A 26557-nucleotide genomic window follows, 5' to 3' on the forward strand; every position below is an offset into this window, starting at 1 on the left:
GAGGGCGGGGTCGCAGCAGCTGTCGGGTGACAAGTTCCGTGCTCAGGCACATCAGACGGGCAGGGGCGAGGCGGGATCCGGGTCGCCGGGCCCGCGTGAACTCCGGCGGACGCCGACCTCGACACCACACCGGCCTGCCCGGAGTCCGCATCGGTGACACGGCGCCTCCCCGGGCCGAGCTATGCGTTGCGCCAGTTCCCCGTGGCTTCGCGGGTGAGGCGACGGCTCCATCGGGTCTGTCACCGCGAGGCGGATCATCGCCACGGAGCGGTGTGGGCAGGTCTCGTAGTCGCGGGTGAGGCGGCTACGGCCTGTCTGACAATTCGCGTCGGATCAGGCCGGGCGAGCCGGACCTGACGGGAAGGGGCAGACAGGCCCCAGGACGGACTCTAGGGCCGGGCCGTCCCGTCCGGCACCGGCGTGGCCTGGTGGTAGTAGAGCCGGAACTCCCCGGCGGCGTCGCGGCGCCAGATCGACGAACGGCGGGCCTGTCGGTCCTCGATGCGGGTCTCGTAGGTGAGGTGAACGATCCCGGGGGCGAGGACCGTGCCCTCGAAGTGCTCTGCGGTGATGGGGGTGCTGTTCTCGGCGCCGCCGTGGAGCGTGGGCAGGACGGCGACCATCTCCGCATGCGTCCACCGCCGCCCGGAGGCGCCGACCTCGATGAAATCGGGGTCGAAGAGGGCTTCGGCGAGGGGGCCGGAGACGCGGACGGAGGGGTCGTGGAGGCGTCGCTCCCGGACGATCGCCTCGGTGACGTCCGGATGCTGCGGGAGCGCCTCGGGCGCGTGCCGGTCGTTCTGGATCATGGCGACATGATGCCCGGTCGCGGCCGGCTGGCCCTCGGCGGCCGGGCGGCCTTCAGCGGCGGCGGGCCATGGCGCCGCTGATAATTGATCTCGTGGTGGGTCGCGGTGAGCTGACGGACGCGGCATGGGCGCGGATAGCGCCCCTGCTGCCGGGTGTTGATGGGCGAGGGCGTCCGTGGCGGGATCACCGGCAGGTGATCAACGGGGTGTTGTGGCGGTTGCGGACCGGTGCGCCGTGGCGTGACCTGCCGGAACGCAATGGGCCGTGGCAGACGGTCTATGAGCGGTTCGCCCGCTGGGAGGCGGACGGCACCTGGGCAGACCTGCTCGAGCGGGCCCAGGTCCGGGACTACTCCGTCGGAACCGTGAAGTGGACGGTGTCGGTCGACTCCACGATCAACCGAGCCCACCAGCACGCCGCCGGAGCCCGCAAGCGGGGGAGGCACTGGAAGATCCGGCACGCGCGACGGCTGGCCAGGCGCTCGGCCGTTGACCCCCGCGTAATTGGTCGCCGACTGCCCTGGCGGTGCCGGCAGGACTCTCAGCCGTGGATGCCACAATCCTCGGCATGCCTCTGTGCGACTACTTCTCTGCCACTGACGATCAGGCTGCCGTCGAGATCCTCCTGACCCCTGGAGGGCCGGGGCAGGCGGAGCTCGACGTGGTCTTCCTCAAGAACATCGACCCGGTCGTCGCAGTCGCGCAGCTCGAAGCCGTCATCACGGGCTGCAGCTATGAGGAGGCCAGCGAGCGCCCGCGGTCCGGCCAACTGCTGTCCGAGCCGGAGGACGGCCCGCCGTTCGTGGTCAGCCTGACGGACACGCTGATCGATGCCCTTGCCGCGGCATCGAAGGACGACCTCGTCCGCTGTGCCGAGCCGTCGTCGAAGACCGAGGAACTCCGGCAGACCGGGATCACGGTCGAGGTCACGGCCGATGTCCTTGAAGCCCTGGCCGGGCTGGCTCAGCGGGCTCGGGCTTCCAACCAGCGGCTGTATTGCTGGTGGGCCCTGTGACTCACCCTGCTCTTGAGCCGGTCGTCGGCGGGCGGTGGTCAGTGGCTGTCGGCGTACTTCTGAAAGCACGCCTGAGTCGGAGGTACGTACGTGCTCACTGCCCGGGCTATTCAGCGGAAGGGGTTGGCGTTCTCCGAAGCCCATTGCCGGAATGGGCGGGCCGGCGTTCCGGTGATCTGTGCAACCGTGTCGCGCACCATCAGCAGCTCGTCATTCACGTCTCCGCCCGTGACGTCGAGCACCGCTTCCACGGCCTCGACTCCATCAGGGAAGACGGCCCGTGCGGGATCACGGGTGAGCCCTCTCAGCGGCCCGGCACCGCGTGCGTGCAGTTCCTTCAGCAGGGCACGGCCTATGTTTCCGGTGGCTCCGGTCACGAGGATCATGGGCAAGTACCGTCGTCGGATGATCAAGTAACCGACACGCTAAAACCTCGATCACGACGAGCACCGGTTCCTCAGAGATGGAGTTCCGTCTCCCAAGCTTCGAACGGCGGCTCGACCCGATAGCTCGGGTCGCAGCACGCTCGAATCCACTGTGCGACCCGGTACTGCGCATCTGCGTCATTCAGCACGGCGCCGTCTTCGCCAACTTGCAGCACATTGCTGTAGATCGCGAAAACCTGTTCCAGGGATGAGCCGGAGTGAAAAATGGTCGGGCGGTAGTCGAACTCGTCGAGCAGGTCCAGGGCGAGGGTGCCGTTCGCCAAGTAGAAGGCGAAGAGCCGAAGCGAAGCGCGCACGTCGACAGAAAGATGTTCCATGAACGCATCATGCACGGCCTCTGCATCGGATTGGCAAGATCTTTTGACGGCAGGGCCTAGCGCAGACCCCAGCCGAGGCGGAGTACGGCCAGGTCGTCGGTGTGTCTTCCGGCGTTGAGCGCTCTGGTCTGGCGGATGAGGCTGTCCAGGTGCGCCGCGGGATCCGCGGACGGCGTGGTGTTGATCAAGGGCAGGAGTCCCTCGATGCCCAGCCGGCCGTCGGCGTCACCGTTGTGCCCCTCGGTGAGGCCGTCGGTGTAGAGCGTGAGCGCTCCGGTGTCCGGGAGGGGGATGACCGTGGCGGGCCAGTCGCGGTGGCCGGGGATTATGCCGAGCGCGATGCCGTGCTCGGCGGGCACCTCCAGGGTCTCCTCCGAGGTGGTGAGCAGGGGTTCATGGTGGCCCGCCAGGTAGAGGGTGGCGGTGGAGGCCTTCTGGTCGAGGGTGAGGAGCGTGCAGGTGGCGAACAGGGGCTGGGTGCCGCGCTCTGCCACCAGCAGGCGTTCCATGAGGTGCAGCAGTTCGGTGCCGTGGTGGCCGGCCAGGACGAGGGAGCGCCAGGCGATGCGCAGGCAGACGCCGAGGGCGGCGGCGTCGGGACCGTGTCCGCTGACGTCACCGACGACGGCGTGCACCAGTCCTTCGTCACCCTCGACGACGTCGAGGAAGTCACCTCCGAGCAGGGCCTGTTCGGCGCCGGGCAGGTAGCGGGTGGTCACCGTGACGGTCGAGGTGTCGAGGAGGGGCCGGGGCAGCAGTCCGCGTTCCAGACGGGCGTTCTCCTCCGCACGCTGCCGGGCCGACTGCGCTTCGGCCGCCGCGCGCTCGGTGCGGCTCCGGTAGACGGCGTAGCGGACCGTGCGGCGCAGCAGTTCGGCTTCGACCTTGCCTTTGACGAGATAGTCCTGGGCCCCGGCGGCCATCGCCTCGGAGCCCGCCTGCTTCTCGGAGAGGCCGGTCATGACGATCACAGCGGTGTGCGGGGCCAGGGCGCGGACAGTGGTGACCGCATCGGTGCCCGACACGTCGGGCAGGTGCAGGTCGAGGAGGATGCAGTCGACGGCGCGGGCCGCGAGTTCCGAGCGGGCTCCGGCCAGCGAGGTGCTCGTGGTGAGCTCGAAGCGCAGCTCGGTGTCGTGGAGGAGTTCCTCGACGAGGAGGGCGTCCGCCGCGTCGTCCTCTATGAGGAGGATGCGGTACACCGGCTCGTTCGCGGCAATGTCGCTCATGTGGGGGAGGGTTGCGGTCACGGCGCCGGCTCCGCGGTGGCCCGGGTCGCTTCCGCGATGGTTGACGGGGACAGGGCCGGGGGCGGTTCGGGGGCGAGCGTGAAGCTGATACGCGTCCCGTCCCGGTACTCCGGGTCGACGGCGATGGTTCCGCCGTGGAACTCGACGATCTTCTTGCACATCGCCAGGCCGATTCCGCTTCCCGGATAGACGTCCTTGGTGTGGAGCCGCTGGAAGATCACGAATACCTTGTCGGCGTACTCGGGAGCGATGCCGATGCCGTTGTCGGTCACCGTGAACCGCCACAACTCCCCGTCCCGGGCAACGGCGACGCGGATCTCCGGCGCCCGGTCCGGACTGCGGAACTTGACGGCGTTGCCGATCAGGTTCTGCCAGAGCATGCCCATCTGTGTGCGATCGGCGACCAGGGACGGCAGCGGATCATGCGTGATCGACGCGCCCGCCTCCTCGATGCCGACGCTCAGCGCGGACAAGGTCCGTTCCATGACCGCCTCGAGGTCGACCTTTTCGGGATCGTGGTGGACACGGCCCACGCGGGAGAAGTCGAGAAGGTCGTTGATGAGGGTCTGCATACGGTTGGCGCCGTCCACCGCGATGCCGATGTACTGGTCGGCCTTGGCGTCGAGCTGCCCTCCGTAGCGACGCTGGAGCAGCTGCGTGAAGCTGGAGACCTTGCGCAGCGGTTCCTGCAGGTCGTGGGAGGCCACGTACGCGAACTGCTCCAGCTCGGCGTTGGACCGCTGCAGGTCGGCGGTCTGCGCGTCCAGACGCCGCCGGGACTCCTCGCTGAAGGCCAGCTCGCGTAGCAGCCGGCGGCGCATGAAGTCGATCTCGCCGCTCAGACGCCGCAGGTCCGCGGGACCGGCCGAGGAGATGGGGTGGCCGAAGTCACCGCCGGCCACGGTGCGGGCGTCCGCCGCCAGCTGCTCCAGCGGCCGGTTGATGCCGCGGCGCAGTCCTTCGAATACCAGGCCCGCCAGGAGGGCGATCACGGCTGCGATCGCCGCGAACACCCAGTTCCGCAGCTCCATGGTGGCGGCGAGGTCGGCTCGTGTCCGGGCCCGCTCCGCGCGCAACCGGTCCTGCTGGTCGGCCATGGCGCGGCGCACGGCGTCGAACGCCGTCTTGGCCTCGGCGGCGCGTTCGGTCGCCAGGGCCGAGGGCGCCCCGGGCGGTGAGGCGGCGACGGGTCGGGCGATCCTCTCCTGCCACGTGGAGAGCGCGTCCTGGACGGTCTTCAGGTCGTTGAGCGCGCGGGTGTCGCCGTCCAGGAGTTGCGCGAGCTGCGCGGCGTACGTGTGCTGATCCGTGAGCCCCCGCTGGTAGGGCTCCGCGAACTCCGGGGTTCCGGTGAGGCCGTAGCCGCGGATACCGGTTTCCTGGTTGAGGAGGGCCGATTCCAGGCGGAACGCGGTGGACAGCGCGGGGGACCGCACGTCCACGAGCTCGTCGCTGATCGTCGCCGTACGCCCCAGCACCCATGCCCCGGTCACACCGAGCAAGGCCAGCACCGCCAGCGACCCGGCGACCCCGACGCGGAGCCACCGCCGGGTCGTCCACGCGGAGAACCTCGGCGCACGCGGCGGCCTCGTCATGCCGGTCATCCTCTGTATCCCCTTCCGAGACGGCCGCCTTGAACCAGATGGCGCAGCGCATACTGTAGAGGGCATCGGACAACAATTGTTGTCGCTTGCCGGCCCGGGGGCCTAAGGTGCGGGGTATGCCAGGCAAGAACTTCCACCTGCGGACCACCCCGACGGAGACAGCCGCCGTCGCCGACGCCGCTGTCGCCGACCTCGCCCGGCGCCTGGCCCTCCAGCTGCAGAAGGACCTCTCCAACCCGACGGCGGACAAGCGCGCGCAGGCCCTGGCACGCCTGCACGTACTGGACCACCTTCAAGAGGCTGCAGAACGGCTGCAACGCGCGGCGGCCGCCGATGCCGCGCGTGCCGGAGCCGGATACCCCCAGATCGGCCGTGCATGCGGCATGACCCGGCAAGGCGCCCGCCGCCGCTGGCCGGGGCTCTTCAACCACACCGACGAAGCACCCACGGAGCAACTGACGATGAACGCCCCCGCCCGCCCGTTCGATGTCCTGCTCGTGGAAGACGACATCGCCGACGCCATGCTCATCGAGGAGGCACTCGCCGAGCGCGGGGCCCGCAACCTGGTCCAGGCCACCGACGGCGTCGCCGCACTGGAGCACCTGCGCAACCCCGACAGTCCCCGCCCCGACCTCATCGTCCTCGATCTGAACATGCCCCGCATGAACGGCCGGGACCTGCTCCGCATCCTGAAGAGCGACGCGGACCTCCAGACCATCCCCGTCGTCGTCCTCACCACGTCCTCCGCCCCCGACGACGTCGCCGGCGCCTACACGAGCCACGCCAACGCCTACGTGACGAAGCCCGTCAACCTGGATGAGTTCGAGCAGGCCGTCCAGAGCATCGACTCCTTCTACCTGGACACCGCAACGCGCCCGCCGCGCGCCTGACATCGCCTGCCGGTCCCTCCAGCGGCAGAGGTACGGAACTCGCTCGAGCGGGGCGCGCTCTCGACCGGCGCGGGGAACGTCGACGCCGCGGAGGGTATTTCGGCGGATGCCCGGCAACCTTTCGGGCACCGGCGGCAACTGAGGGGTGAACAGTGCACCTCACCCCCAAGGAGCCGCCGCCCATGTCCGCATCCCCGCACCGCCGCCCGACCGGAGGTCGAAGGCTCGCCCTGGTCGGAGCGGCCACCCTGGTCGCCGCCGGTCTCGGCGCCGTGCCGCTGGTCGTGAAAGCCGATGCCGTGGCACCCGCCGACCTCGCCCACGGCGTGCTGCCCGCCCGGGACGGCTGGGCCGCGAGCGGCTCGGGCACCACCGGCGGCCGTGCCGCGGACGCAGCTCACGTCTTCACCGTCTCCACCCGCGCCGAGCTGGCGAGAGCCCTGGCCGCGGGCCCGGCCGGCGCCCCGCGGATCGTCCGGGTCCAGGGCCTGATCGACGCCGCCACCGACGACAGCGGGAAGCCGCAGAGCTGCGCCGACTACGCCGCGGGCACCGACTACTCGCTCGACTCCTACCTCAAGGCCTACGATCCCGCCGTCTGGGGCCGTGCCAAGGTGCCGTCCGGCGCCCAGGAGAACGCCCGCAGGGCGGCCCAGGCACGGCAGGCCGCCCGCATGGTGTTCACCGTTCCGGCGCGGACCACCATCGTCGGCGTGCCCGGCACCGGAGCGGGCATCACCGGCGGCAGCCTGGTGGTGAAGAACGCCGACAACGTGATCATCCGCAACCTGTCGCTCACCGACGTCCGGGACTGCTTCCCGCAGTGGGACCCGACCGACGGCTCCACCGGCAACTGGAACTCCGCCTACGACGCCGTCAGCCTGCGCGGCGCCACCCATGTCTGGGTCGACCACAACAGCTTCTCCGACGACCCGCACCCGGACTCCGCCAATCCGGTCCGATTCGGCCGCGAATACCAGGTCCACGACGGCGCCCTTGACATCACCAACGCCTCCGACCTGGTCACCGTCGGATACAACACGTTCAGCAACCACGACAAGACCATGCTCATCGGCGGCAGCGACAAGGACACCAAACTGCGGGTGACGCTCCACCACAACGTCTTCCGCGGCATCGTCCAGCGCGCCCCCCTCGCCCGCGTGGGCCAGATCCACCTGTACGACAACTACTACGACACCACGGCGTCGGAGGGATATGCGCACAGCTACAGCGTCAACTCGCGCGCCGGCGCCCAGGTCGTCGCGCAGAACAACTACTGGAAGCTCTCCTCCGGCCGGAAGACCTCCCAGCTGCTCAGCGGCGACGGCACCGGAGCCATCGCGGGCAGCGGCAACCTCGCCGACGGCGCCCCCGTGGACCTGGTCGCCGTCCACAACGCCGCCAACCCCGGGAAGAAGATCAAGACCGCCGTCGGCTGGCGGCCCACCCTTGCCGCCGTACTGGAACCCGCCGCCGGACTGCCGGCCAGGCTGGCTGCGAAGGCGGGCGCCGGCGTCCTCACCGAGCCCGGCGGCAAGGGCCCCGCCCCGGCCGGCCCGGCCGGCGGCCGTACGCTGACGGTCGCCGCCGACGGCTCCGCAGCCCACCGCTCCGTGCAGGCCGCCGTCGACGCCGCCACCGCGGGCGACACCGTCCTCGTCGCACGCGGCACCTACCGGGAGACGGTGAACGTCCCCGCCTCCAAGCACGGGCTGATCCTCAGGGGCGCCACCGGCAATGCCGAGGACGTCGTCATCACCTACGACAACGCCTCCGGCACGCCGAAGCCCGGAGGCGGTACGTACGGAACCGCGGGAAGTGCCACCGCCACCTTCTCGGCGAACGACATCACCGTCACCGGTGTGACGGTCGAGAACACGTGGGAGAGGTCGGCGCACCCGGACGTCAGGGACACCCAGGCCGTGGCGGTCAACGCGTCCGGTGACCGCCAGAAGTACCTCAACTCGCGTTTCATCGGACACCAGGACACCGTCCTCAACTGGGCTCCCTCCGCCACCGGCCAGTACCGGCAGTACTTCCGCCACTGCTTCATCGCGGGCGACGTCGACTTCGTCTTCGGCAACGCCACCGCCGTCTACGACCACGTCAACATCACCCTGCGCGACCGGGGCGCCGCGGCCGGCGGACTGGGCGGATACCTCGCCGCGCCGAACACCGATGCGGCCAAGCCGTACGGGATCCTCATCACCGACAGCACGATCAGCAGCCCCGCCCGGCCCGGGACCTACTACCTCGGCCGCCCCTGGCACCCCGGCGCGAGCGCGGTCGGCCAGCTGGTCATCCGCCACACGAACCTGCCCGCAGCCGTGAAGACCGAGGGGCCGTGGACCGACATGGGGGGCTTCTCCTGGAAGTCCGCCCGGTTCGCCGAGTACGCCAACACGGGCCCCGGCGTCGGCACCGGGGCGAACCGCCCCCAGCTCGGCCCGGACCAGGCCGCGGCCCACACCGCCCGCGCCTACCTGGCCGGCACCGACGGCTGGAACCCTACGGGCTGATGGAGGCCACCGTGCGGAGCAGGCCCGGGCGAACCGGGGCGTCCGAACAGACATGCGAGTGAACTGCTACGCCCCGGCACTTGCCTGAGAACGCCCCCGCCGCACCGAGAGGCCGTACCGAGGCCATGACCGAAGACGAGGCGGCCGCAGACTTCCACGCGTTCTTCGAAAGCCACCACGCCGAACTCTCCCGCCTGGCGTACCTGCTGACCGGAGAGGCGGACGCTGCCGACGACCTCGCCGCGGACGCGATGGTCGCGCTCTGGCACCACTGCGACAGGGCCTGCCGCGCCGATTCCGCGGCCGCCTACGCCCGCGGAGTCGTCGCCAACCTTGCCCGCAGCCGGATCCGGAGCACGGTGCGCGAGCGGCGGCGCGTCCTGCTGTTCTGGTCGCACCGCCCGGAGCGGACCGACGGCCCGGACATGGCCGCCGTCATGGACGTACGGGCCGCGCTGGACAGGCTGCCGTTCCGCAAACGCGCCTGCGTGGTACTGCGGTACGCCTTCGACCTCTCGGAGAAGGACACCGCGGCGGCGCTCGGGATGTCGGTGGGTACGGTGAAGAGCCAGACCTCGAAGGGGACGGCCGAACTGCAGCGGCTGCTCGGCGTCCGGGCCGCGGACGAGCTGGTGGGAAGGGGAACCCGGTGACCGACGAACTGCGCGACCTGCTGCGCGAGAGCACCGAGGCCCACCTGCCCGACCGGGCCCGCATGCTGGCCCGCATCGAGCAGGGCATGGCCCGTCCCGGCACCGCCCCCCGGTCGCGGGACCGCGAGCGCGTCCGTGCCCGTGCCCGCGCCCGCGACCTGTCCTGGCCGAAGATCGTCCTCGCGACCCTGGCCACCGCCGGAACCCTGACGGTGAGCGCCCTTGCGGTGGTCGCCGTCGTGCACGCCCCGGATGCGGCACGGAATCCGCCGGCCGCCCCGTCCGCCCCGTCCGCGCCGTCCGCCCCGTCCGCGCCGTCCGCCGCGGCCCCGTCCGCCGCGGGCAGCGTGGCGCCGCCGACGGTGGGCAGCCGGACCGAGGACGGTCCACTGTGGGCCGACGGCTCCGTCGACCCCCACAGCAACGTCTACTGGGCGCAGAGCAACGTCACCCTGAAGACGAGGAAGCCGCTCACCACGCTCGTCGTCGAGCTGCGCATCGCCCTTACCGAGGGGGTGAAGGACACCGGTAGCTGGCGCACCCGGCCCGCCGCGGACTTCGACCTCACCGCCCGCCGGGAAGGTGGCTTCCTCGTCTACCGGTGGACCCTCAAACCCGGCAGGACCGTTCCGCCCGGCGAGCACGTCTTCGCCGGCCAGTACGACCACGCTGCCGGCGGACGCGACGCGAAGGACGACACGTATCGGATCGATGCGGCTGCCGGCGCCGCGGAGAGCGGAGCCGCCGTGTGGGGCGGGTTCGCGTAGGACGCGTCCACGCCCCGCCGTTCCGGGCAGGCGGGGCGCTCCTGGGGGTCAGCCAACGGCCCGACCGCGCCTACTTTCTGATGATCGACAGAAATGACTCAGGAGTTGTCCTGGTGCATTGGAGCGAACTCCATTCCGACGCCCGAGCCGTGGTATCCGACCCGACATCCCTTGTGCTGATCTTTGTCCGTCACATCCGGCACACACTGAGGGGGCCTCCGCCATGGGGCCCTGTCTGCCTTGAGCAGTGAAAGGTGCATGTTCGTGATCCGAGGAAAGAACAGGCCGAACCAGGGAAAGCGGCGGCTGCGCGCGCTTACCGCGCTGGGCGCCGTGGGTATCGTCGCAGGGCTCGCTTCCAGCCTGCCGGCGACACCGGCCGGTGCAGTCCCTGCCCGTGCGGCAGCTGTCGCCCCGCAGGGCCCCGCTGGGAATTCCGTTGCGTGTGACGGGAAGGTCTACGTCTCGTTCGGTAACCCGGAAGACCAGCTCCACACCGCCGACCGAGGGCCCGGGACGGTGCAGTTCACGCCGTTGGGCGACCCGACACCGTTCCTCTACAACGCCATCGGAGTGAACCCGCGCGATCGCTTCCTCTACGGGACCACGTTCGGTGGCGCGGACAACGAACTGGTCCGCTTCGACCGCAACGGTGACTTCACCAACCTCGGAGCCATTGCCGGTCTGCCGGACGCGCTCTACATCTCGGGTACGTTCGACGGACAGGGCAACTACTACGTCTTGGCCGACGATTCGGGGGAGATCTATCAGATCGACGTCAACTCCCGCTCGGTCACGCGTGTCATCACGATCGAGGAGCTGGCCGACCCGACACTCGACGTCTTCGACATTGCGTTCCGTGACGGATTCCTGTGGGGCTCGACCGACGCGGGCGCCATCACGAGGATCGACATCGCGAATGCGAGCGTGGACTTCTTCCCGGGTGTTCTTCCGGGGGGTGAGGACTTCGGCGGCGTCTTCACGTACGGCAATGGTGATCTCGGATTCTTCCGCAATTCCGGACAGCTCATCCGAGTCCACGTGTGGAATGCGACCGGCTCCAACCCGCGGTTCACCGTGCTGTCGACGCAGACCACGACACCCTCGACGAACCTCGACGCCACCTCCTGCTTCCTCGACTCGTCCGCCGACCTGGCGGTGCGCAAGCGCGGACCCAGGAGCGTCGAGGCGGGAGCCGAAATCACCTACCGCATCACCGTGAAGAACGAGGGGAAGGGCCGCTCCTCCGGCTGGTCGCTGACCGACGACCTCCCGGCGAAGGTCCTCTCGCCCGCCACGTCGACCGAAGGGTGCGAGATCACCGACGGCCTCCTCTCCTGCACGGGCGGCCCGCTGCAGAAGGGGCGCCACGTGGACATCGAGGTGACCGGAATCGCGGGCAACGTTCTGGAGCCCACCACCCTGAAGAACACCGCCAGGGTGTACGGCGACGACGAGGACCCGCGCCACAAGAACAACACGGCCACCGCGTCCACCCACGTGGAGCCGGGGGACAACGACTAGGTCGTTTCGGCTCGCCGGCCGGGCCCCTTTCGGGGTGCCCCGGCCGGCGGAGGCATCCCGCAGCGCACGAGGCGGTGGGTTCAGCGGCTGCTTCGAGTACGGATGAACGTGCTCAGGCCAGGCGATTCAGCGGAAGGCGGTGGCGTTCTCCGAAGCCCATTGCCGGAACGGGCGGGCCGGCGTTCCGGTGATCTGTGCAACCGTGTCGCGCACCATCAGCAGCTCTTCGTTGACGTCTCCGCCCGTGACGTCGAGCACTACGTCCACGGCTTCGTCCCCGAAGACAGCGGCCATCTGTGCGTGGGCCTGCCGGCGGCTGATTTCGGCGAAGGGGATCTCCCGGCCCGGTTCTGCCGCGATGGCCTCGATCTGCTGTCGGGCGGTCACCGGCTCCGGGCCGGTCAGGGCGTACGTGTGTCCCTGATGGCCGGGTTCGGTGAGTGCCGCCCGTGCCACCGCCGCGATGTCCGCAGGGTGGATGGTCGGCAGCGCGGTCTCGGCGTACGGCGCGCGGACGATCTCGTGGTCACGGACGGCAGCCGTGGGTCTGGACGGTGATGGACGACACCAGCACGACATGCTCCGCATCCGCCTGCCGGGCGGCGTCGAGTACGTCGGCGTCCGGGCCCAGGCGCGACGAGAAACAGCGCGCGCACCCCTTCCAGCGCGGGCTTCAGCGACGCCGGTTCCACGAAATCGCCCTCCACGGCCTCGACCCCTTGGGGGAAGACGGCCCGTGCGGGATCACGGGTGAGCCCTCTCAGCGGCCCGGCACCGCGTGCGTGCAGTTCCTTCAGCAGGGCACGGCCTATGTTTCCGGTGGCTCCGGTCACGAGGATCATGGGCGCGCCTTCCCGTCGTCAGATGATCAAGTAGGTGACACGCCAGAACCTCAATCATGCTTCAGGTCAAGGATCGCCCGGTCGAGCACGTGGTCCTCTGCACCGACCTGCGCCAGGGCCGTCGATCGGCCGGGCCGGACTGCGCTGGAAGTCGACCCCGACCGCTATACCCGCATCGCCCTCTACGGGGCCCTCGTCTTCCTCGCCGTCACCGTCCTCAACGAGTACCTCCTCACCCGAGAGCGGCTCGGATTGCCGCGCACGCTGGTGGTGATCGGCTCCTCGCTCCTGCTGCCGTTCGGCATTGGCATGCTCAGCGGCGGCCTGCAGCACTTCGACGACTTCCCCGCCCGCGGCGCCATCCTCGTCCCCGCCGGTCTGGTCGGTCCTTCATCGCCTACGTGATCATGGACGCCGACACTCCCTGGCACCGCATCTTCAGCCTCGTAGGCCTGGCCGTCCCCGCTGTAGCAGCCCTCGCGTTCTTGGGCCTGCGTGAGATCGCGACCGGCATGCAGGCCGAGGACGGGAACGCGGCAGCGGGGGCGTGGGCTACTTCGGCGGAGGGGGGATCCGGTCACGTAGCAGGCCGGATTGTGCAAGCGCCGGTTCATGGGCATGGGGGTTGTTCTGATCACCCGTGTTCAGCCGTCCACCAAGCGGGGACGAGCAGTTCGGGCGGAACGATCGAGTGCGGTTGCGGCCGACGCTTCATCCGGGTGGCGGTCGCTTCGTGCGCCGGTACGGCAGTAGACAAGATCGGCAGCCACGGCGTCCGCAACGGCGGCGCCGTTTCCCGGCATCTTCAGGAGGACCGATGGCATCGGCGCAGGAATGGCAGCTGTCCAGCGGAGCCGCACGGGTCTTTCCCGCGAACGGCGAGAACCTTGCCAAGCCGGTCATCATGGCCGGCGGGGAAGTGGGCCCGACGGACTTCCCCACGTTCGAAGCCGGCATCGACCACCGCTCGTACTCGTTCCTCGCGGAGCTCCACGCGCGGGGCCACGACCTGATCCTGGTCGGCTACGAGAGCGGCTCCCGCCTCGCCGACCAGGCGAAAGCCGTTGAGGAAGCGGTCCGGAGGGCGAGCGCCGAGCGGTACGGAGACGACGCGCTGACCGTGGGCGGCGTCGGCAGGGGAGCACTCGCGGCCCGCTACGCCCTCGCCCGCCAGGAAACCAACGCAGTGGACCATCAGACCGGGACCTACTTCTCCTACAACGGGACGTCACCCTCCCACGAGGAGGACACGGCCCTGCAGAGCCTGGGCAACTGGCCGAGGAGGCCCAGGACGCTCAAGCTGGTCAGCCGCGACTTCGCCGACGGGCTCAGCGACGCGGACTTCGACGAAGCAACGGCCGGTGCCGCCGACCAGGGAGGTCCGCTCATCACCAAGGAACTCGGCACCTGGCTCCTGGACCGCCTGAGCTAGCCGAAGGACCGCCGTGTGGGTGTGTTCCGGCGCCGGGCGGTGGTCAGAGGAACCGGCGGATGGGGGTGACGGCAAGCTCTCGCAGCCGTTGCGCCGCCGAGCGGTGGTTCCAGCGCGCCGGATCCATCTGCGCACTGGCCTGCACGTCCTCGTCGAAGTGGCGGTCCAGGGTTGCGGTGAAGTCTTCGTCCAGGACCGCGAGCATGACCTCTTCGTCGTGGTCCAGTGAGCGACGGTTGAAGTTGGTGGAGCCGATGAATGCCGCGATCCCGTCGACGGTGATGACCTTGGCGTGCATCATCGTCGGCTGGTACTCGAATATCCTCACCCCGCAGGCGAGGAGGTCCGCGTAGAAGTTCTGACCGGCCAGCCGGCAGACGCGCTTGTCGGTGTGGGGGCCGGGCAGGAGTATTTCGACCTCGATGCCCCGGCGTGCCGCTGCGCACAGCAGCTCGATGAAATAGGCGTCCGGGGCGAAGTAGGCGGTGGACAAGCGGAAGCGTTGCTGGGCGGATTCGATGGCGACCCGTATCAGGGTCTGCATGTCCTGCCAGCCGATGCTGGCCGAGCCCCGGACCACCTGCACCACCGCCTCGCCCTGCGGCGTGTGGCCGGTGAAGCGGTCCCGGTCGTCGAAGAGGGTGTCGTGGCACTCGGCCCAGTTCTGGGCGAAAGCGGCGGCAACGCCGTCCACGGCGGGACCGCGCAGCCGGACGTGGGTGTCGCGCCACTCGTTCTCGTTGCGGGCGTTGCCGCACCATTCCTCGGCGATGCCGACTCCGCCGGTGAACGCCGTCCGTTCGTCGACCACGAGCACTTTGCGGTGACAGCGGTGGTTCTGCTTGAGCGGGGAGAGGTAGAGGGGCTTGCGGAACCACGCCACCTGGGCCCCGGCGTCCTCCATGAGGTCGAGCAGGTCCTGCTCGATGAGCCGGCTGCCGAAGCCGTCCAGCAGCAGCCGTACCCTCACCCCCGCGCGGGCCCGGTCCGCCAGCGCCTGGGCGAACCGCCGGGCTATCTCGCCGCGCCAGTACACGAACGTCATCATGTCGACGGTGTGCTCGGCGGAGCGGATGCTGTCCAGCATCGCCGCGAAGATCTCGTCCCCGTTGCGCAGGGCGAGCAACGCGTTTCCCTCGGTGGCGGCGATGCCGATCAGCCGCTCGAGGCGGCGCCGCATCCGCTGTTTGCGCTCGGCCACCGACAGCACCGGCAGCCCCGCGGCGGCGGTCGTCCCGCCGGACGGTCGCGACCCGTCGGTTGCACTCGTCATGACTCCACCTGACCGGTCGGGGACGCCGCCCCCGCACGTCCGGCAACCGCCGGGGCGAGCCGACTGTACACAGCCACAGACCGGGAGTGGGCGGGGTGTCTCCCCTCAGCACGCGGTTACGGCGCTGAGCAGGCCGCGGCGCCGTCTCTCGGGGCCGGTGCCCGCCGCCCGCTGCCCTGTGGAGCCTTGCCCGCCTGCCCCCGTGGCTGTTCGAGTCCGATTACGTCTCCGCTGAACGAGCGCAAATCTATGTCGGCCAAAGTAGACATTGGGTGGTGACCTGGCTATGGTTTCTGCTGTAACCCAGAGAGACAGCAGGCTCGGCAGAGATGAACTGCCGGGCGTAGTGCCCGTAAGTACAGTTCGCAGAGCGGTGCGGTGGTGGAGTTCCGAAGCCAGGGTTGTTGCAGCACGGACAGCACGGCGACGGGCTTGACGACCGGACCGGGTGGCCCGCAGTGATCAGGGGCTGCCATGAGCAGTACCGCAGTCAACGCAGCATGCAGTTGATCATCGAGGGAAGAACGGAGGAACCAGCGCCATCAGGATCGCCCGGGCGGAAGTCTTGAGCCCGGGTACCGCAGGACATCGATAGTGAGGTGGTCTCCGGTCGAGCAACCGCGATCCCCGCACCGACATCGTTCACGTCGGACATGCGGAAACAAAAGGCCGGCACGGAACAGATGCCGGCAGATGGTGTAGAAGTTTCCTCGGGGCCCTGGTGCCGTACGGCACCAGGGCCCCTCCACGTGTTTCAGAGAGAGGTGCAATGACAGCAGAGAATCCGACAGGCCCGCTCGGCGGCCACCTGGACGACGACGACTACCCCGCATACACCATGGGTCGTGCCGCAGAGATGCTCGGCACCACCCCGGGCTTCCTCCGCGCCATCGGTGAAGCCCGACTGATCACGCCGCTCCGCTCCGAGGGTGGTCACCGCCGGTACTCCCGCTACCAGCTGCGCATCGCGGCCCGTGCCCGGGAACTCGTCGACCAGGGCACCCCCGTCGAGGCCGCCTGCCGCATCGTCATCCTCGAGGACCAGCTCGAGGAAGCCCAGCGCATCAACGCCGAGTACCGCCGCGCCGCCGGGTCGTCCACTCCGCCGACCGCGGTCTGAGGTGAGCGTGCCCGCCGGTCTCGGTGGGCCGCGCACCCGCGCGTGCCGACGTGTGCTGACGTGTGCCGACGCGTGCCGACGCGTGGTGGGTGAGTGGCGGGTGCTCGTTTCCCTCCGTTCGGAAAAGCGTTGCGCCTGGGCTGCCAATATCTGTCACCGCGATGTAAGGATTTAGCGGTCCATGCGGAGAGGGTTTTTACCGCGGTGGCCGGGGTGAATTGTTTTTCGTACGCCGGCCGCTTCGGCATGCTATTGTCGATCTCAGTTGCAGTTGTGGTTCCCAAACTTCAAGTGCCTCCAGCCGGTCTCCGTGCCATATGGGGGTGCTTTGTATTTCCGGTCATTTTCCGGGCGGGGCATCATCGCGGCGACACGGTGTCCGTGCAGTGCGGACGCTGGTGTACTGCCCCAAAGGAGATTTGACATGGCATCTGGCACCGTGAAGTGGTTCAACGCGGCCAAGGGTTTCGGCTTCATCGAGCAGGACGGTGGCGGCGCTGACGTGTTCGCCCACTTCTCGAACATCGCCGCCCAGGGCTTCCGCGAGCTGGCTGAAGGCCAGAAGGTCACCTTCGACATCGCGCAGGGCCAGAAGGGTCCGACGGCCGAGAACATCGTTCCCGCCTGACGCTGACGCGCACTTCGTAGCTGGGGCCCGCATCCTTCGGGGTGCGGGCCCCAGCTGCAGGCATCTCCCGCAGGATTTTCACCCGCGGTGTGCCCGCCACCCACGGACCGCTCCTGGGGTGCAGACCGCTTCGCAGCTGCACCAGTCGAGGTCCTGTATTCCGCGTGAGCCGGGTTCGCTTTCACATTCTATTCGGCCCGTTCTTGCGATTCCCCGCGCTTTTCCTCTGCCGCCGGAATTCTTTGATGCGCGCCGTATCAAGGAAGGTTCTGAATGAACCCCGTACGTACGAACAACCGCTCCGCCCGCAGCCGCAGCCGCACCGGCGGCCCCGCTTTCGGCTCCACCGCCGGTTCCGGCCAGCGCAGCCGCTTCGGTTCCTCCGCACCGAGCCGATCGGGCGGTCCGAGCCGCTCGGGCGGCTTCGGTCGGCGGCCCGCCGCGGTGCAGGGCGAGTTCGCCCCGCCGAAGACGATCACTCCCGCCCTCCCCGCCGTCGAGGCGTTCGCCGACCTCGACATGCCCGGGGAGCTGCTGGCCGCCCTCGGCGCGCAGGGCGTGAGCGTGCCGTTCCCGATCCAGGCCGCCACCCTGCCGAACACCCTGGCGGGCCGCGATGTGCTCGGCCGCGGTCGCACCGGCTCCGGCAAGACCCTCGCCTTCGGCCTGGCGCTGCTGGCCCGCACCGCCGGGCAGCGGGCCGAGCCCCGCCAGCCCCTCGCGCTGATCCTCGTACCGACCCGTGAGCTGGCGCAGCAGGTGACCGACGCGCTCACTCCCTACGCCCGCTCGGTGAAGCTGCGCCTGGCCACCGTCGTCGGCGGGATGCCGATCGGCAGGCAGGCGGGTGCGCTGCGCGGTGGCGCGGAGGTCGTCGTGGCGACGCCGGGACGGCTCAAGGACCTCATCGACCGCGGCGACTGCCGGCTGAACCAGGTCGCGATCACCGTCCTGGACGAGGCCGACCAGATGGCCGACATGGGCTTCATGCCGCAGGTCACCGCCCTGCTCGACCAGGTGCGCCCCGAGGGCCAGCGGATGCTGTTCTCCGCCACCCTCGACCGCAACGTCGACCTGCTGGTGCGCCGCTACCTCACGGACCCCGTCGTGCACTCCGTCGACCCCTCGGCCGGCGCGGTCACCACGATGGAACACCACGTACTGCACGTGCACGGCGCCGACAAGCACCGGACGACGACGGAGATCGCGGCGCGCGAGGGCCGGGTGATCATGTTCCTGGACACCAAGCACGCCGTCGACCGCCTCACCCAGGACCTCCTCAACAGCGGAGTACGCGCGGCGGCCCTGCACGGCGGGAAGTCGCAGCCCCAGCGCACCCGGACCCTGGGCCACTTCAAGACCGGGCACGTGACGGTGCTGGTGGCGACCAACGTCGCGGCGCGCGGCATCCACGTCGACAACCTCGACCTCGTCGTCAACGTCGACCCGCCCACCGACCCCAAGGACTACCTCCACCGCGGCGGCCGCACCGCGCGCGCCGGCGAGTCCGGCAGCGTCGTCACCCTCGTCACCCCCAACCAGCGCCGCGAGATGACCCGTCTGATGGCGGCCGCGGGCATCGTCCCGCAGACCACCCAGGTCCGTTCGGGCGAGGAGGCGCTGAACCGGATCACCGGCGCCCAGGCCCCCTCCGGCATCCCGGTCACCATCACCGCGCCGCAGGAGGAGCGGACCGGGCGCAGCCCGCGTTCCTCCCGCGGCCGGCGCAGCCGCCCCGCCCAGGAGCGGCGCCGCTCCATGGGCATGGCCGCCTGACCCGGGCCCTGTCCGTCCCGTCCGTCCCGTCCCTCCTGCTCCGCTCCGCTCCGCTCCGTTCCGTCACGTCTGTGAGGCATCATGCGCTTCGTCATCGCCCGATACCCCTTCGACCTCGAGAAGAGCGAGGTGGAGGAGAAGATGAAGGGCGTCAAGGCCGAGCCCGTCACGGGAGCGTCCGTGATCATCAGCCGACGCACCTACCCCGTCAAGCAGGTCGGTGAGGTCATCACCCGGCAGGACCGGCGCGACTTCACGGCGGCCGAGGTGACCCGGGCGCTGACCCGCCTCGGCTTCACCTGCCGCGACCTTTCGGTCCCCGTGCCGGCGCCCGCGCTCACCCCGCTCCAGGAGGCCTCGGCACTCCTCGGAAGCCCGGCCGACGCCTGACGTGGCTTGCTAGAGTCGCTGTCCATGTCGATCCCTGACGACCTGCTCCTCGATCTCGCCGCCATGGTCGAGTCGGAGCAGACCAATCAGATGTCCCTGACCGTCGTGGTCCACGGTGCCGTCATCACGGGCCGGCTCGCCCCCGAGAGCGTCTGGCGTCAGCGGGTGGCCGAGGTCCTGCGGGACTCCGACCAGCTGGGCCCGTTCGCCGAGATCTTCAGTTCCGCCGGCCGCGGTGACAGACAGGCCGCGGCGGCTCCCTCGCACCTGCACTTCCACGTGGCGCGCATCCTCCAGGGCACCCTGGGCATCCCCGAGACGGGCGGGATGTACCGGATCGCGGTCAAGGACGTCAGCGCGTGGACCGTCGGAGACTTCAGCTACTCCGACAAATAGGCCCTGTCACGGCGCGTTCGGCGCGCTTCGGCGCGTTGGCGCGTTGGCGCGTTGGCGCGTGCCGGAACGCCGGAAGACGGCCCCCGCATTCGTTCGCGGGGGCCGTCTTCCGGTGCATGCGCTACTTGCAGGGCGGCACGAGGCGCACGCGGTCGATGATCGCGATGTTGTTGCTCTTCATGACCGCGGTGACCTCTCCGCACACGTCATTGACGCGCACCGGGCCGGCGTACTGGCTGAAGTTCCCCTCGTCCGTCTGGCACGGACGCGGCGTGCCCGCGGGGCGCGGCTTGGAGGTCTCGCAGATCTTGAGCTTCATGTACTTCGCCGTGCCGAGGTTGTTGTCGAACACGGCGCAGGACCCCACACCCTCCTTGCGGTAGGTGAAGAGGGTTCCGAAGCGGCGGGAGTCCGGAAGCTGCTCGGCGAAGGTCAGCACGTAGCCGGCGCCGCACAGGTTGGCCGTCGCGGCGGCCGCCGCCGGCTGGGCCTTGACGACGGCGCGCGTGGCCTCGTCCGCCACGGCGGAGATCTGCACGCCGCCGGCGGCCGGTACGGACTCCACCGCGGAGGCCTGCGGCGCCGTCAGGGCGAAGGACGCCATGGCGACCGTGGCGACGGTCACGCGCATGGCGGATTTCTTGGAAACGAAAGACATGTTCTCCCCCAGATAACTGATTCCGCGACCCCCGATTGCACTGCCGGAGCCGCGCGCGGACTGAAGCGCCGCTGAAATGCCGCTGAAGCGGCCGCACTTCACCCTGACTTGGTCGTGCCAGGCCGAAGCGACATCCAGTAGATCATCACCAACTGCCGTCATTTCGGGCCTATCCGACAATCACCGATAACGAAATGGCAATATCGGTGCGCCCCGTCGCACACTGTGGGCATGCGGATCTCGATGCTGGGGGCCCTGGACGTGCGGGGCGAGGACGGAAGCGGCGTCGGGGTCGGGGGACCGCGCCTGCGCGCACTGCTGATCCTGCTGGCGCTCGAACCGGGGCGGGTGGTCGCCTCCGAACTGCTGATCGACGGGATCTGGCAGGACGAGCCGCCGTCCGGCGCCGCGAACGCCCTGCAGGCGCTGGTCTCACGGCTGCGGCGGGCCCTGCGCGGCACCGGCGTGGAGGTGGAAGCGCATCCGGCCGGGTACCGGCTGACGGTCGAACCCGACGCCGTGGACGTGGTCCGCTTCGAACGGCTGGCCTCCGCGGGCCGCGGGGTGCTGGCCCGGGACCCGGACACCGCCGCCCGCGTCCTGCGTGAGGCCCTCGAACTGTGGCGCGGGCCGGCCCTGTTGGACGTCGCGGCTGCCGATTCCTTCCGGGCGCCGGTGACCCGTCTCACCGAATTGCGGATGGCGGTCCTGGAGGACCGGATCGAGGCGGACCTGCGGATGGGTCGCGGCCGGGAACTGACCGGCGAACTCACCTCCCTCGTCGCCGAACACCCCTTGAGGGAAAGGCTCGTCGGGGCGCTGATGCGGGCGCTCGTCGCGGCCGGACGGCCCGCCGAGGCGCTCACGGCGTACGGGAGCGCGCGCGAGGTCCTCGCCGAGGAGCTCGGGGCGGACCCCTCGCCGGAACTGTCCGCGCTGCACACCGCCGTCCTGCGCGGGGAGGTCCCGGCCGGACCGCCGGCAGGACCGCCCGCGGCTGCTCCCGCCCCTCGGGCACCGTCGTCACCGTCCATACCCCCTGCACCGACCGCACCGGCCGCACGTCGGGCTCCCGGAGGACCACAGGCCCCGCAGCCCTCTCCGCCGACCAACCTGCGGGCCGGACTGGCCAGTTTCGTGGGCCGGGACGAGGACCTCGCCCGCGTGGACGCCCTCATGGGCCGGTTCCGGCTCACCACGCTCACCGGGCCGGGCGGCGCCGGCAAGACGCGGCTGGCCGTCCAGAGCGCCCGCCCCCTGCTCGACCGGTTCCCCGACGGGGTCTGGCTGGTGGAGCTCGCGCCGCTGAGCGCGGGGGACGACGTGCCGCTGGCCGTCCTGAACGCACTCGCCCTGCGGGAGCACGCACCCGCGGCGGGCGACCCGCTGGACCGGCTCGCCGCGGCGCTGCGCACCCGGACCGCCCTGCTGGTCCTGGACAACTGCGAGCACCTGATCGAGGCGGCCGCGACGACCGCCGACCGGCTGCTCGGCGAATGCCCCGGGCTGCGCATCCTGGCGACCAGCCGGGAGCCGCTCGGCCTGACCGGCGAGGCGCTGTGGCCGGTGCATCCGCTGGCCCTGCCGCCGCAGGACGCGGACGCGGCGCAGGCCCTGGCCTCGCCGGCGGTCCGACTGCTGAACGACCGTGCGGCGGCGGCCCGTTCCGGCTTCGCGGTCACCGCCGAGACGGCCCCGGCGGTGACCCGGATCTGCCGGGCTCTGGACGGCATGCCGCTGGCCATCGAGCTGGCGGCGGCCCGGCTGCGCACGATGAGCGCCGAGCAGCTCGCAGCCCGGCTGGACGACCGGTTCCGGGTGCTGACGGGCGGCGCGCGGACGGCCCCGCGCCAGCACCAGACCCTGCGGGCGGTGGTCGACTGGAGCTGGGAACTGCTGACGGAGGCGGAACGGGCCCTGCTGCGGCGGCTCGCGGTCTTCCCCGGCGGCGCCACGGTCGAGTCGGCCGAGGGGGTCTGCGCGGGCGGCCCGGTCGCGGCGGACGAGGTCCTCGACCTGATCATGTCGCTGGCCGACAAGTCCCTGCTGGTGACGGCGGGCGACGGGCGCTACCGGATGCTGGAGACCATCCGGGCGTACGCGCTGCAGAAGCTGGCCGGGGCCGGCGAGCAGGAGGCGCTCCGGCGCGCGCACGCCGCGCACTTCACCGAACTGGCCCGCACGGCGGACCCGTACCTGCGCCGGGCGGAACAGCTGGAGTGGCTGGCCCGGCTCACCGACGAGCACGACAACCTGGCCGCGGCGCTGCGCGGTGCGATCGCGGCGGGCGACGCGCGGGCGGCCGTACGGCTGGTGGCGGCGGCCGGCTGGTACTGGTGGCTCAGCGGGCACAAGGCGGACGGCGCCGAACTCGCCGCGCAGGCCCTCGCGCTGCCGACCGCCACGCACGCGGAGCGGCAGGACGGGCCCGACGCGGAGGCCCGCGCCGTGGCCTGCGCACTGGCCGTGCTGTTCGCGACGGCCGGACTCGGCGACGACCGGCAGACCGAGGAGCTGCTCCGCGAGGGAGCGGAGCTCGCCGCACGGACGGGAAGCCGCCATCCGGTGGTCCGCTTCCTGGGGCCGCTGGACCGGATGCTGCGCGGCGCGGGCGCCGGCGAGGCGCCGCCGGTGGACGCCTGGGACGGCCTGCTGGCCGACGAGGACCCGTGGGTGCGGGCGCAGGGCCGGCTGGAGCGGGCCAAGACCGTGCTGGGGACCGGCGGCCGGCCGGCGGAGGCGGAGGCCGCGATCGAGGCGGCCCTGACCGGGTTCCGCGGGCTCGGTGAACGCTGGGGGATCTCCTTCGCGCTGACCCTGCTGGCCGACCTGGAGGCCCGGCGCGGCGATCACCGCATGGCGGTGGCGCACTTCGAGGAGGCCGTCGCGGTCATCGGCGAACTGGGCGGCATCGAGGACCGGCTGTACGCCGGGGTCAGGCAGGCGCAGTCGTGCCTGCTGGCCGGGGATCCGGCGGGCAGCGCGGCGGCCATGGCGCGGGCGGAGCGGGACGCGGAGGCGGCCGGCTGGCCCGAGACGCTGGCCATGATGGCGCAGGGCAAGGCGGACCTGGCCCGCTGGAGCGGTGAACCGGCCCTGGCCCGGGCCGAGCTGGCACGCGCCCGCGAGGCGGTCCGCGGCCTGGCCGTCCACCCGGTGTACCAGGTGGCGGTACTCGACTCACTCGGCTACCTGGACGCCGCGGACGGCGAGCTGGCCGCCGCCCGGAGCCACCGGGCGGCGGCGCTCGACCTGGCGGTGGCCTCCCTGCACGCGCCCACGGTCGCCCAGGTGCTGGTCGGCATCGCGGACCAGGCGGTGCGGCGGGACCGGCCGCGGGAGGCGGCACGGCTGCTGGCGGCGGCCGTGGCAGTGCGCGGCGGGCCGGACCACTCGCGCGCCGACGCGGGACACGTGGAGGGCGCGGTGCGCGCCGCGCTCGGCGATCGGTACGAGGAGGAGCACGAGGAGGAGCACGAGGAGGCGGCCGGCCTCGCGGACCTGGAGACCGTACGGGCGCTCGCGAGGGCCGCGTTGGACGGCTGAGGACGGGCAGTTGGGGACGCGGCCGAGGGCGGACGGCCGAGGGCAGGCGGCCGAGCTCCTTCAGCTCCCCCGCAGTTCCCGGAGGAAGCGCTCCTGATCGGCGAGGAGGCCGGGCGGGAACAGGGCGCGCGGGGCGAACACGGCCGTCAGGGCCAGCCGCCAGGAGGAGCGCTCGACCGGGGTCCGGAGCAGGGAGTGGGACGCCCCCGGATAGCAGCGGACCGTGAGCGTGCCGGGGTCGAGCAGGCTCCGGTACGCGGCCTCGGTCTCGGCCCCGTCCACGTTCAGGTCGTCGGCGCCGGAGATCAGCAGCACCGGGACGGCTCCCCTGGCCCGCATCGCCCGCAGGTCCGCCGTCGCGTCCGCGGTGAAGTTGCGGCTGATGAACGACCAGCGCTCCGCCGTGAGTTCCCGGTCGGCGCCCGGACGCGTGCGGTACTCCTCGTACGCGGCGCCGCGCCGCAGCAGCGCCAGGGTCTCCTCCCGGGTGCGCAGGGCGGCCGCCGTGCGCTCGGCGTCGGCACCGGCCGCGCGGAGTTCGGCGCGGAGGTTGTACTCCCCCTGCCGCTCCCAGTTCACGGCGGTGCCGACCGCGATGACGAAGCGCACCCCGGGCTCCGGGGCCCGCGCGACCACCTTGGGCAGCACCCATCCCGCCTGGCTGGCCCCCCACAGACCGATGCGGGTGGCGTCGATCTCGGGCCGGGTACGGGCCGCCCAGGTGAGGGCGTCGGTGGTCTCGCGGGCCCGGTCGTCCATGGTCTGGCCGAGCCAGTCGGCGGGTTTGTCGAAGGAGAGCGAGGCGTATCCGGCCCGGGCGAAGGCCTCCCAGTAGGGGCGGTAGAAGCCGTCGTGGGTGGCGTCGACCTCGCCGTCGCCGTGCACGAGGACGACGAGCGGGAAGGGGCCGGGCCCCCTGTCGGCGGGGGTGGCGAGCACGCCGGGCAGCTCGTGGCCGGCGGCGGGGACGGTGACGCGCTGCTCGCGCAGGCCGTAGTCGTGCTGCCAGACGACGACGCCGGTGAGGCCTGCCGCGAGGAGGGTGGCGGTCAGGAGGAGGAGCAGGACGGTGCGGAGCGTGCGGGACATGGGGCCCCTCTCTGATCTATCGAATCTAAAACGATCGTAGCGCGAATGAACGTATTAGACTCGTCCGCATGACGACTGTGGTGCGCGAGGTGCCGGACGGCACCCAGGAGCGGGTGGCAGAGCTGTACTGGGAGGCCTTCGGCGGGAAGCTGGGCGCCGCCCTCGGCCCTGCGGAGGCAGGGCGCCGGTTCATCGCGGGCCACCTGCACCGGGACCGGGGCGTGACGGCCCTGTCGCAGGACGACGGCCGGGTGGTCGGCGTGGCGGGCTACCAGCTGGCCGGGCGCGGCCTGGTCGGCGGCGACGCGGCCGCGGTCAGGGCGGCGTACGGGCCCGTGCGGGGCCTGTGGCGGGTCTTCCTGCTGGCCCTGCTGGAGCGCACCCCGGCCCGCGGCGAGCTGGTCATGGACGGCATCGCCGTGGACCCAGCCGAACGGGGCCGGGGCATCGGCGGCCTGCTGCTGCGGGAGGTCGAGGCCATCGCCGTGGAACAGGGGTGCCGGCGGATCCGGCTGGACGTGGTCGCGGAGAACCCGCGGGCGCGGGCGCTGTACGAACGGCACGGTTTCCGGGCGGTGCGGGTGCAGCGGACGCCCTGGCTGCGCGATGTGCTGGGATTCGGGGGCGTGACGACGATGCACAAGGCGGTGGCGCGGTGAGCGGTACGGGCGGGGCGGTGGACGGCATGAGCGCGGCGGGCGGGACGGGGACGGCGGGCGGAGCGGCCGCGGCGGGCGGGATCCCCACGCGGATGGTCGTGCACGCGCTGGTCCGGGAGGACGGGACGGTCGAGGGCGGCGAGCTGTACGAGGTCGCCGGGCTGCTCGGGATGACCGACCAGCAGGTGCGGCTGTGCGTGAAGCGGCTCGTGACCGAGGGGCGGTTCACCGTGGCGGGGCGCGGCCGGCGGGCCGTGCTGCGCCTGACGGGGGCCGCGGGGCCGACGGGCGCGTCGGGGCCGGGGCTGCCGCTCGTACCGGAAGTGGAGTTCGTCCGGCACGCCTACCGGCAGGACCGGGGGCTGGAACCGTGGGACGGGGTCTGGCACGCCTTCGCCTTCGCCGTACCGGAATCCGCGCGGACCGCACGGGACGCCCTGCGGGACGCGCTGACCGGCCTGGGGGCGGCGCCGGTGCAGGGCGGCCTGTACGTCACGCCCAACGCCATCGGCCCGTACGTGCGGGCCCGGGCATCGGAACTAGGCCTCACCGAAGCGCTGACCTGCCTGAGCACGCGCGATCTGGCGGTGGGCGGCACCACCGGCCCTCGGGCCCTGGCGGCCCGGCTGTGGCCCCTGCCGGAGATCGCCGCCCGCTACGAGGCGCTGCACGCCCTGGCGGGCAGCGGAGCGGGGGATGCCGAAGGGGCGGCCGCAGGGCTGGCGCGGGCCGTTGCGCTGGCGGCGGCATTCTCCGCGGCGATGGTCCCGGATCCGCTGCTTCCGCCGGAGCTGCTGCCGCAGCCCTGGGCGGGGGCGACGGCGCGGGCGGCGGCGGCCGCGGCCTGGGACCGGCTCGCCGCCGCCGCTCCGTCCGACGGCCCGCGCCTCTTCCGCCTGTACGGCGAGGCCCTGACCTGACCCCGACCCGCCTCGCCCCGCCCCGCAAGGAACC

The 26557-nt window shown here is 71.3% G+C and carries 23 protein-coding genes and 4 pseudogenes; 18 read left to right on the top strand and 9 right to left on the bottom strand.

Annotated features, from left to right (window positions below; genetic code table 11):
* Window positions 1-389: 389 nt before the first annotated feature.
* Window positions 390-809, bottom strand: a complete 420-nt coding sequence (locus PV721_RS14140; RefSeq protein WP_319723920.1) for a DUF4440 domain-containing protein — start codon at window positions 807-809, stop codon at window positions 390-392.
* A gap of 92 nt (window positions 810-901) precedes the next feature.
* On the opposite strand from PV721_RS14140, the pseudogene PV721_RS14145 reads away from it, so the two are divergent.
* Together PV721_RS14145 and PV721_RS14150 are read left to right on the top strand one after the other, a co-directional pair.
* A pseudogene (locus tag PV721_RS14145) lies at window positions 902-1299 on the top strand (IS5 family transposase); the annotation flags it as partial.
* Window positions 1300-1335: 36 nt separating this feature from the next.
* A complete protein-coding gene (locus tag PV721_RS14150; RefSeq protein ID WP_319723922.1) occupies window positions 1336-1824 on the top strand; it encodes a hypothetical protein in 489 nt (162 codons plus the stop codon).
* Window positions 1825-1934: 110 nt separating this feature from the next.
* On the opposite strand, the gene PV721_RS14155 is transcribed toward PV721_RS14150, so the two are convergent.
* From PV721_RS14155 to PV721_RS14170, 4 genes are all read right to left on the bottom strand, one after another.
* Window positions 1935-2210, bottom strand: a complete 276-nt coding sequence (locus PV721_RS14155) for an NAD(P)H-binding protein (protein WP_319723923.1) — start codon at window positions 2208-2210, stop codon at window positions 1935-1937.
* A 71-nt stretch (window positions 2211-2281) separates the two neighbouring features.
* Window positions 2282-2587, bottom strand: coding sequence for a hypothetical protein (locus tag PV721_RS14160; protein ID WP_319723925.1), 306 nt, complete (start codon window positions 2585-2587; stop codon window positions 2282-2284).
* 56 nt (window positions 2588-2643) lie between these two features.
* Complete coding sequence (locus PV721_RS14165; RefSeq protein ID WP_319723927.1) at window positions 2644-3816, bottom strand: PP2C family protein-serine/threonine phosphatase; 1173 nt, start codon at window positions 3814-3816, stop codon at window positions 2644-2646.
* A 17-nt stretch (window positions 3817-3833) separates the two neighbouring features.
* A complete protein-coding gene (locus PV721_RS14170) occupies window positions 3834-5432 on the bottom strand; it encodes a sensor histidine kinase (protein ID WP_319723929.1) in 1599 nt (532 codons plus the stop codon).
* A gap of 125 nt (window positions 5433-5557) precedes the next feature.
* Here PV721_RS14170 and PV721_RS14175 point away from each other — a divergent pair, with 125 nt between their 5' ends.
* From PV721_RS14175 to PV721_RS14195, 6 genes and pseudogenes are all read left to right on the top strand, one after another.
* On the top strand, window positions 5558-6331 hold the full coding sequence (locus PV721_RS14175; protein WP_319723930.1) for a response regulator: 774 nt from the start codon (window positions 5558-5560) through the stop codon (window positions 6329-6331).
* Between the two features lie 182 nt (window positions 6332-6513).
* A pseudogene (locus PV721_RS43880) lies at window positions 6514-7854 on the top strand (pectate lyase family protein); the annotation flags it as partial.
* Window positions 7855-7917: 63 nt separating this feature from the next.
* Window positions 7918-8850 (top strand): annotated as a pseudogene (locus tag PV721_RS43885) (pectinesterase family protein); the annotation flags it as partial.
* Between the two features lie 125 nt (window positions 8851-8975).
* Entirely contained in the window at window positions 8976-9503 is a 528-nt protein-coding gene (locus PV721_RS14185) for a SigE family RNA polymerase sigma factor (protein ID WP_319723961.1), read from the top strand.
* Window positions 9500-10270 (top strand): hypothetical protein, encoded by a 771-nt coding sequence (locus PV721_RS14190; protein ID WP_319723932.1) that lies wholly within the window; start codon window positions 9500-9502, stop codon window positions 10268-10270. The genes PV721_RS14185 and PV721_RS14190 overlap by 4 nt, the downstream gene beginning before the upstream one ends.
* A 258-nt stretch (window positions 10271-10528) precedes the next feature.
* Window positions 10529-11794, top strand: a complete 1266-nt coding sequence (locus PV721_RS14195; protein ID WP_416371093.1) for a DUF6923 family protein — start codon at window positions 10529-10531, stop codon at window positions 11792-11794.
* Between the two features lie 126 nt (window positions 11795-11920).
* Here PV721_RS14195 and PV721_RS14200 read toward each other — a convergent pair.
* Window positions 11921-12636 (bottom strand): annotated as a pseudogene (locus tag PV721_RS14200) (SDR family oxidoreductase).
* On the opposite strand from PV721_RS14200, the gene PV721_RS14205 reads away from it, so the two are divergent.
* Both PV721_RS14205 and PV721_RS14210 read left to right on the top strand, forming a co-directional pair.
* Window positions 12577-13041: a hypothetical protein gene (locus tag PV721_RS14205; protein WP_319723967.1), complete on the top strand. Its 465-nt coding sequence runs from the start codon at window positions 12577-12579 to the stop codon at window positions 13039-13041. The pseudogene PV721_RS14200 and the gene PV721_RS14205 overlap by 60 nt on opposite strands.
* 412 nt (window positions 13042-13453) lie before the next feature.
* Window positions 13454-14068 carry a hypothetical protein gene (locus tag PV721_RS14210; RefSeq protein WP_319723937.1) on the top strand — a complete coding sequence of 205 codons (615 nt, stop codon included), beginning with the start codon at window positions 13454-13456 and terminating at the stop codon, window positions 14066-14068.
* 43 nt (window positions 14069-14111) lie between these two features.
* Here PV721_RS14210 and PV721_RS14215 read toward each other — a convergent pair whose 3' ends face one another.
* The gene (locus tag PV721_RS14215) at window positions 14112-15341 is read right to left on the bottom strand and encodes a phospholipase D-like domain-containing protein (protein ID WP_416371094.1); all 1230 of its coding nucleotides are present in this window, start codon (window positions 15339-15341) and stop codon (window positions 14112-14114) included.
* Between the two features lie 769 nt (window positions 15342-16110).
* On the opposite strand from PV721_RS14215, the gene PV721_RS14220 reads away from it, so the two are divergent.
* The 5 genes from PV721_RS14220 (at window position 16111) to PV721_RS14240 (ending at window position 19651) form a co-directional block, all read left to right on the top strand.
* Window positions 16111-16461, top strand: coding sequence for a MerR family transcriptional regulator (locus PV721_RS14220; protein WP_319723939.1), 351 nt, complete (start codon window positions 16111-16113; stop codon window positions 16459-16461).
* Between the two features lie 424 nt (window positions 16462-16885).
* On the top strand, window positions 16886-17089 hold the full coding sequence (locus tag PV721_RS14225; protein WP_030722003.1) for a cold-shock protein: 204 nt from the start codon (window positions 16886-16888) through the stop codon (window positions 17087-17089).
* Between the two features lie 273 nt (window positions 17090-17362).
* Window positions 17363-18865: a DEAD/DEAH box helicase gene (locus tag PV721_RS14230; RefSeq protein ID WP_319723947.1), complete on the top strand. Its 1503-nt coding sequence runs from the start codon at window positions 17363-17365 to the stop codon at window positions 18863-18865.
* Window positions 18866-18946: 81 nt separating this feature from the next.
* On the top strand, window positions 18947-19255 hold the full coding sequence (locus PV721_RS14235) for an SCO5918 family protein (protein ID WP_319723949.1): 309 nt from the start codon (window positions 18947-18949) through the stop codon (window positions 19253-19255).
* Between the two features lie 24 nt (window positions 19256-19279).
* Window positions 19280-19651: a hypothetical protein gene (locus PV721_RS14240; RefSeq protein WP_030718599.1), complete on the top strand. Its 372-nt coding sequence runs from the start codon at window positions 19280-19282 to the stop codon at window positions 19649-19651.
* Window positions 19652-19772: 121 nt separating this feature from the next.
* On the opposite strand, the gene PV721_RS14245 is transcribed toward PV721_RS14240, so the two are convergent.
* Entirely contained in the window at window positions 19773-20282 is a 510-nt protein-coding gene (locus PV721_RS14245) for a hypothetical protein (RefSeq protein WP_319723954.1), read from the bottom strand.
* Window positions 20283-20540: 258 nt separating this feature from the next.
* On the opposite strand from PV721_RS14245, the gene PV721_RS14250 reads away from it, so the two are divergent.
* On the top strand, window positions 20541-23855 hold the full coding sequence (locus tag PV721_RS14250; RefSeq protein WP_319723955.1) for an AfsR/SARP family transcriptional regulator: 3315 nt from the start codon (window positions 20541-20543) through the stop codon (window positions 23853-23855).
* 60 nt (window positions 23856-23915) lie between these two features.
* Here PV721_RS14250 and PV721_RS14255 read toward each other — a convergent pair whose 3' ends face one another.
* A complete protein-coding gene (locus PV721_RS14255; RefSeq protein ID WP_319723957.1) occupies window positions 23916-24944 on the bottom strand; it encodes an alpha/beta hydrolase family protein in 1029 nt (342 codons plus the stop codon).
* A gap of 68 nt (window positions 24945-25012) precedes the next feature.
* On the opposite strand from PV721_RS14255, the gene PV721_RS14260 reads away from it, so the two are divergent.
* Both PV721_RS14260 and PV721_RS14265 read left to right on the top strand, forming a co-directional pair.
* Window positions 25013-25603: a GNAT family N-acetyltransferase gene (locus tag PV721_RS14260; RefSeq protein WP_319723959.1), complete on the top strand. Its 591-nt coding sequence runs from the start codon at window positions 25013-25015 to the stop codon at window positions 25601-25603.
* Between the two features lie 26 nt (window positions 25604-25629).
* On the top strand, window positions 25630-26523 hold the full coding sequence (locus PV721_RS14265; protein WP_416371095.1) for a PaaX family transcriptional regulator C-terminal domain-containing protein: 894 nt from the start codon (window positions 25630-25632) through the stop codon (window positions 26521-26523).
* The last annotated feature ends 34 nt before the right edge of the window (window positions 26524-26557 follow it).

This window comes from Streptomyces sp. MB09-01, from assembly GCF_033794505.1.
In the GTDB taxonomy this organism is placed as follows: domain Bacteria; phylum Actinomycetota; class Actinomycetes; order Streptomycetales; family Streptomycetaceae; genus Streptomyces.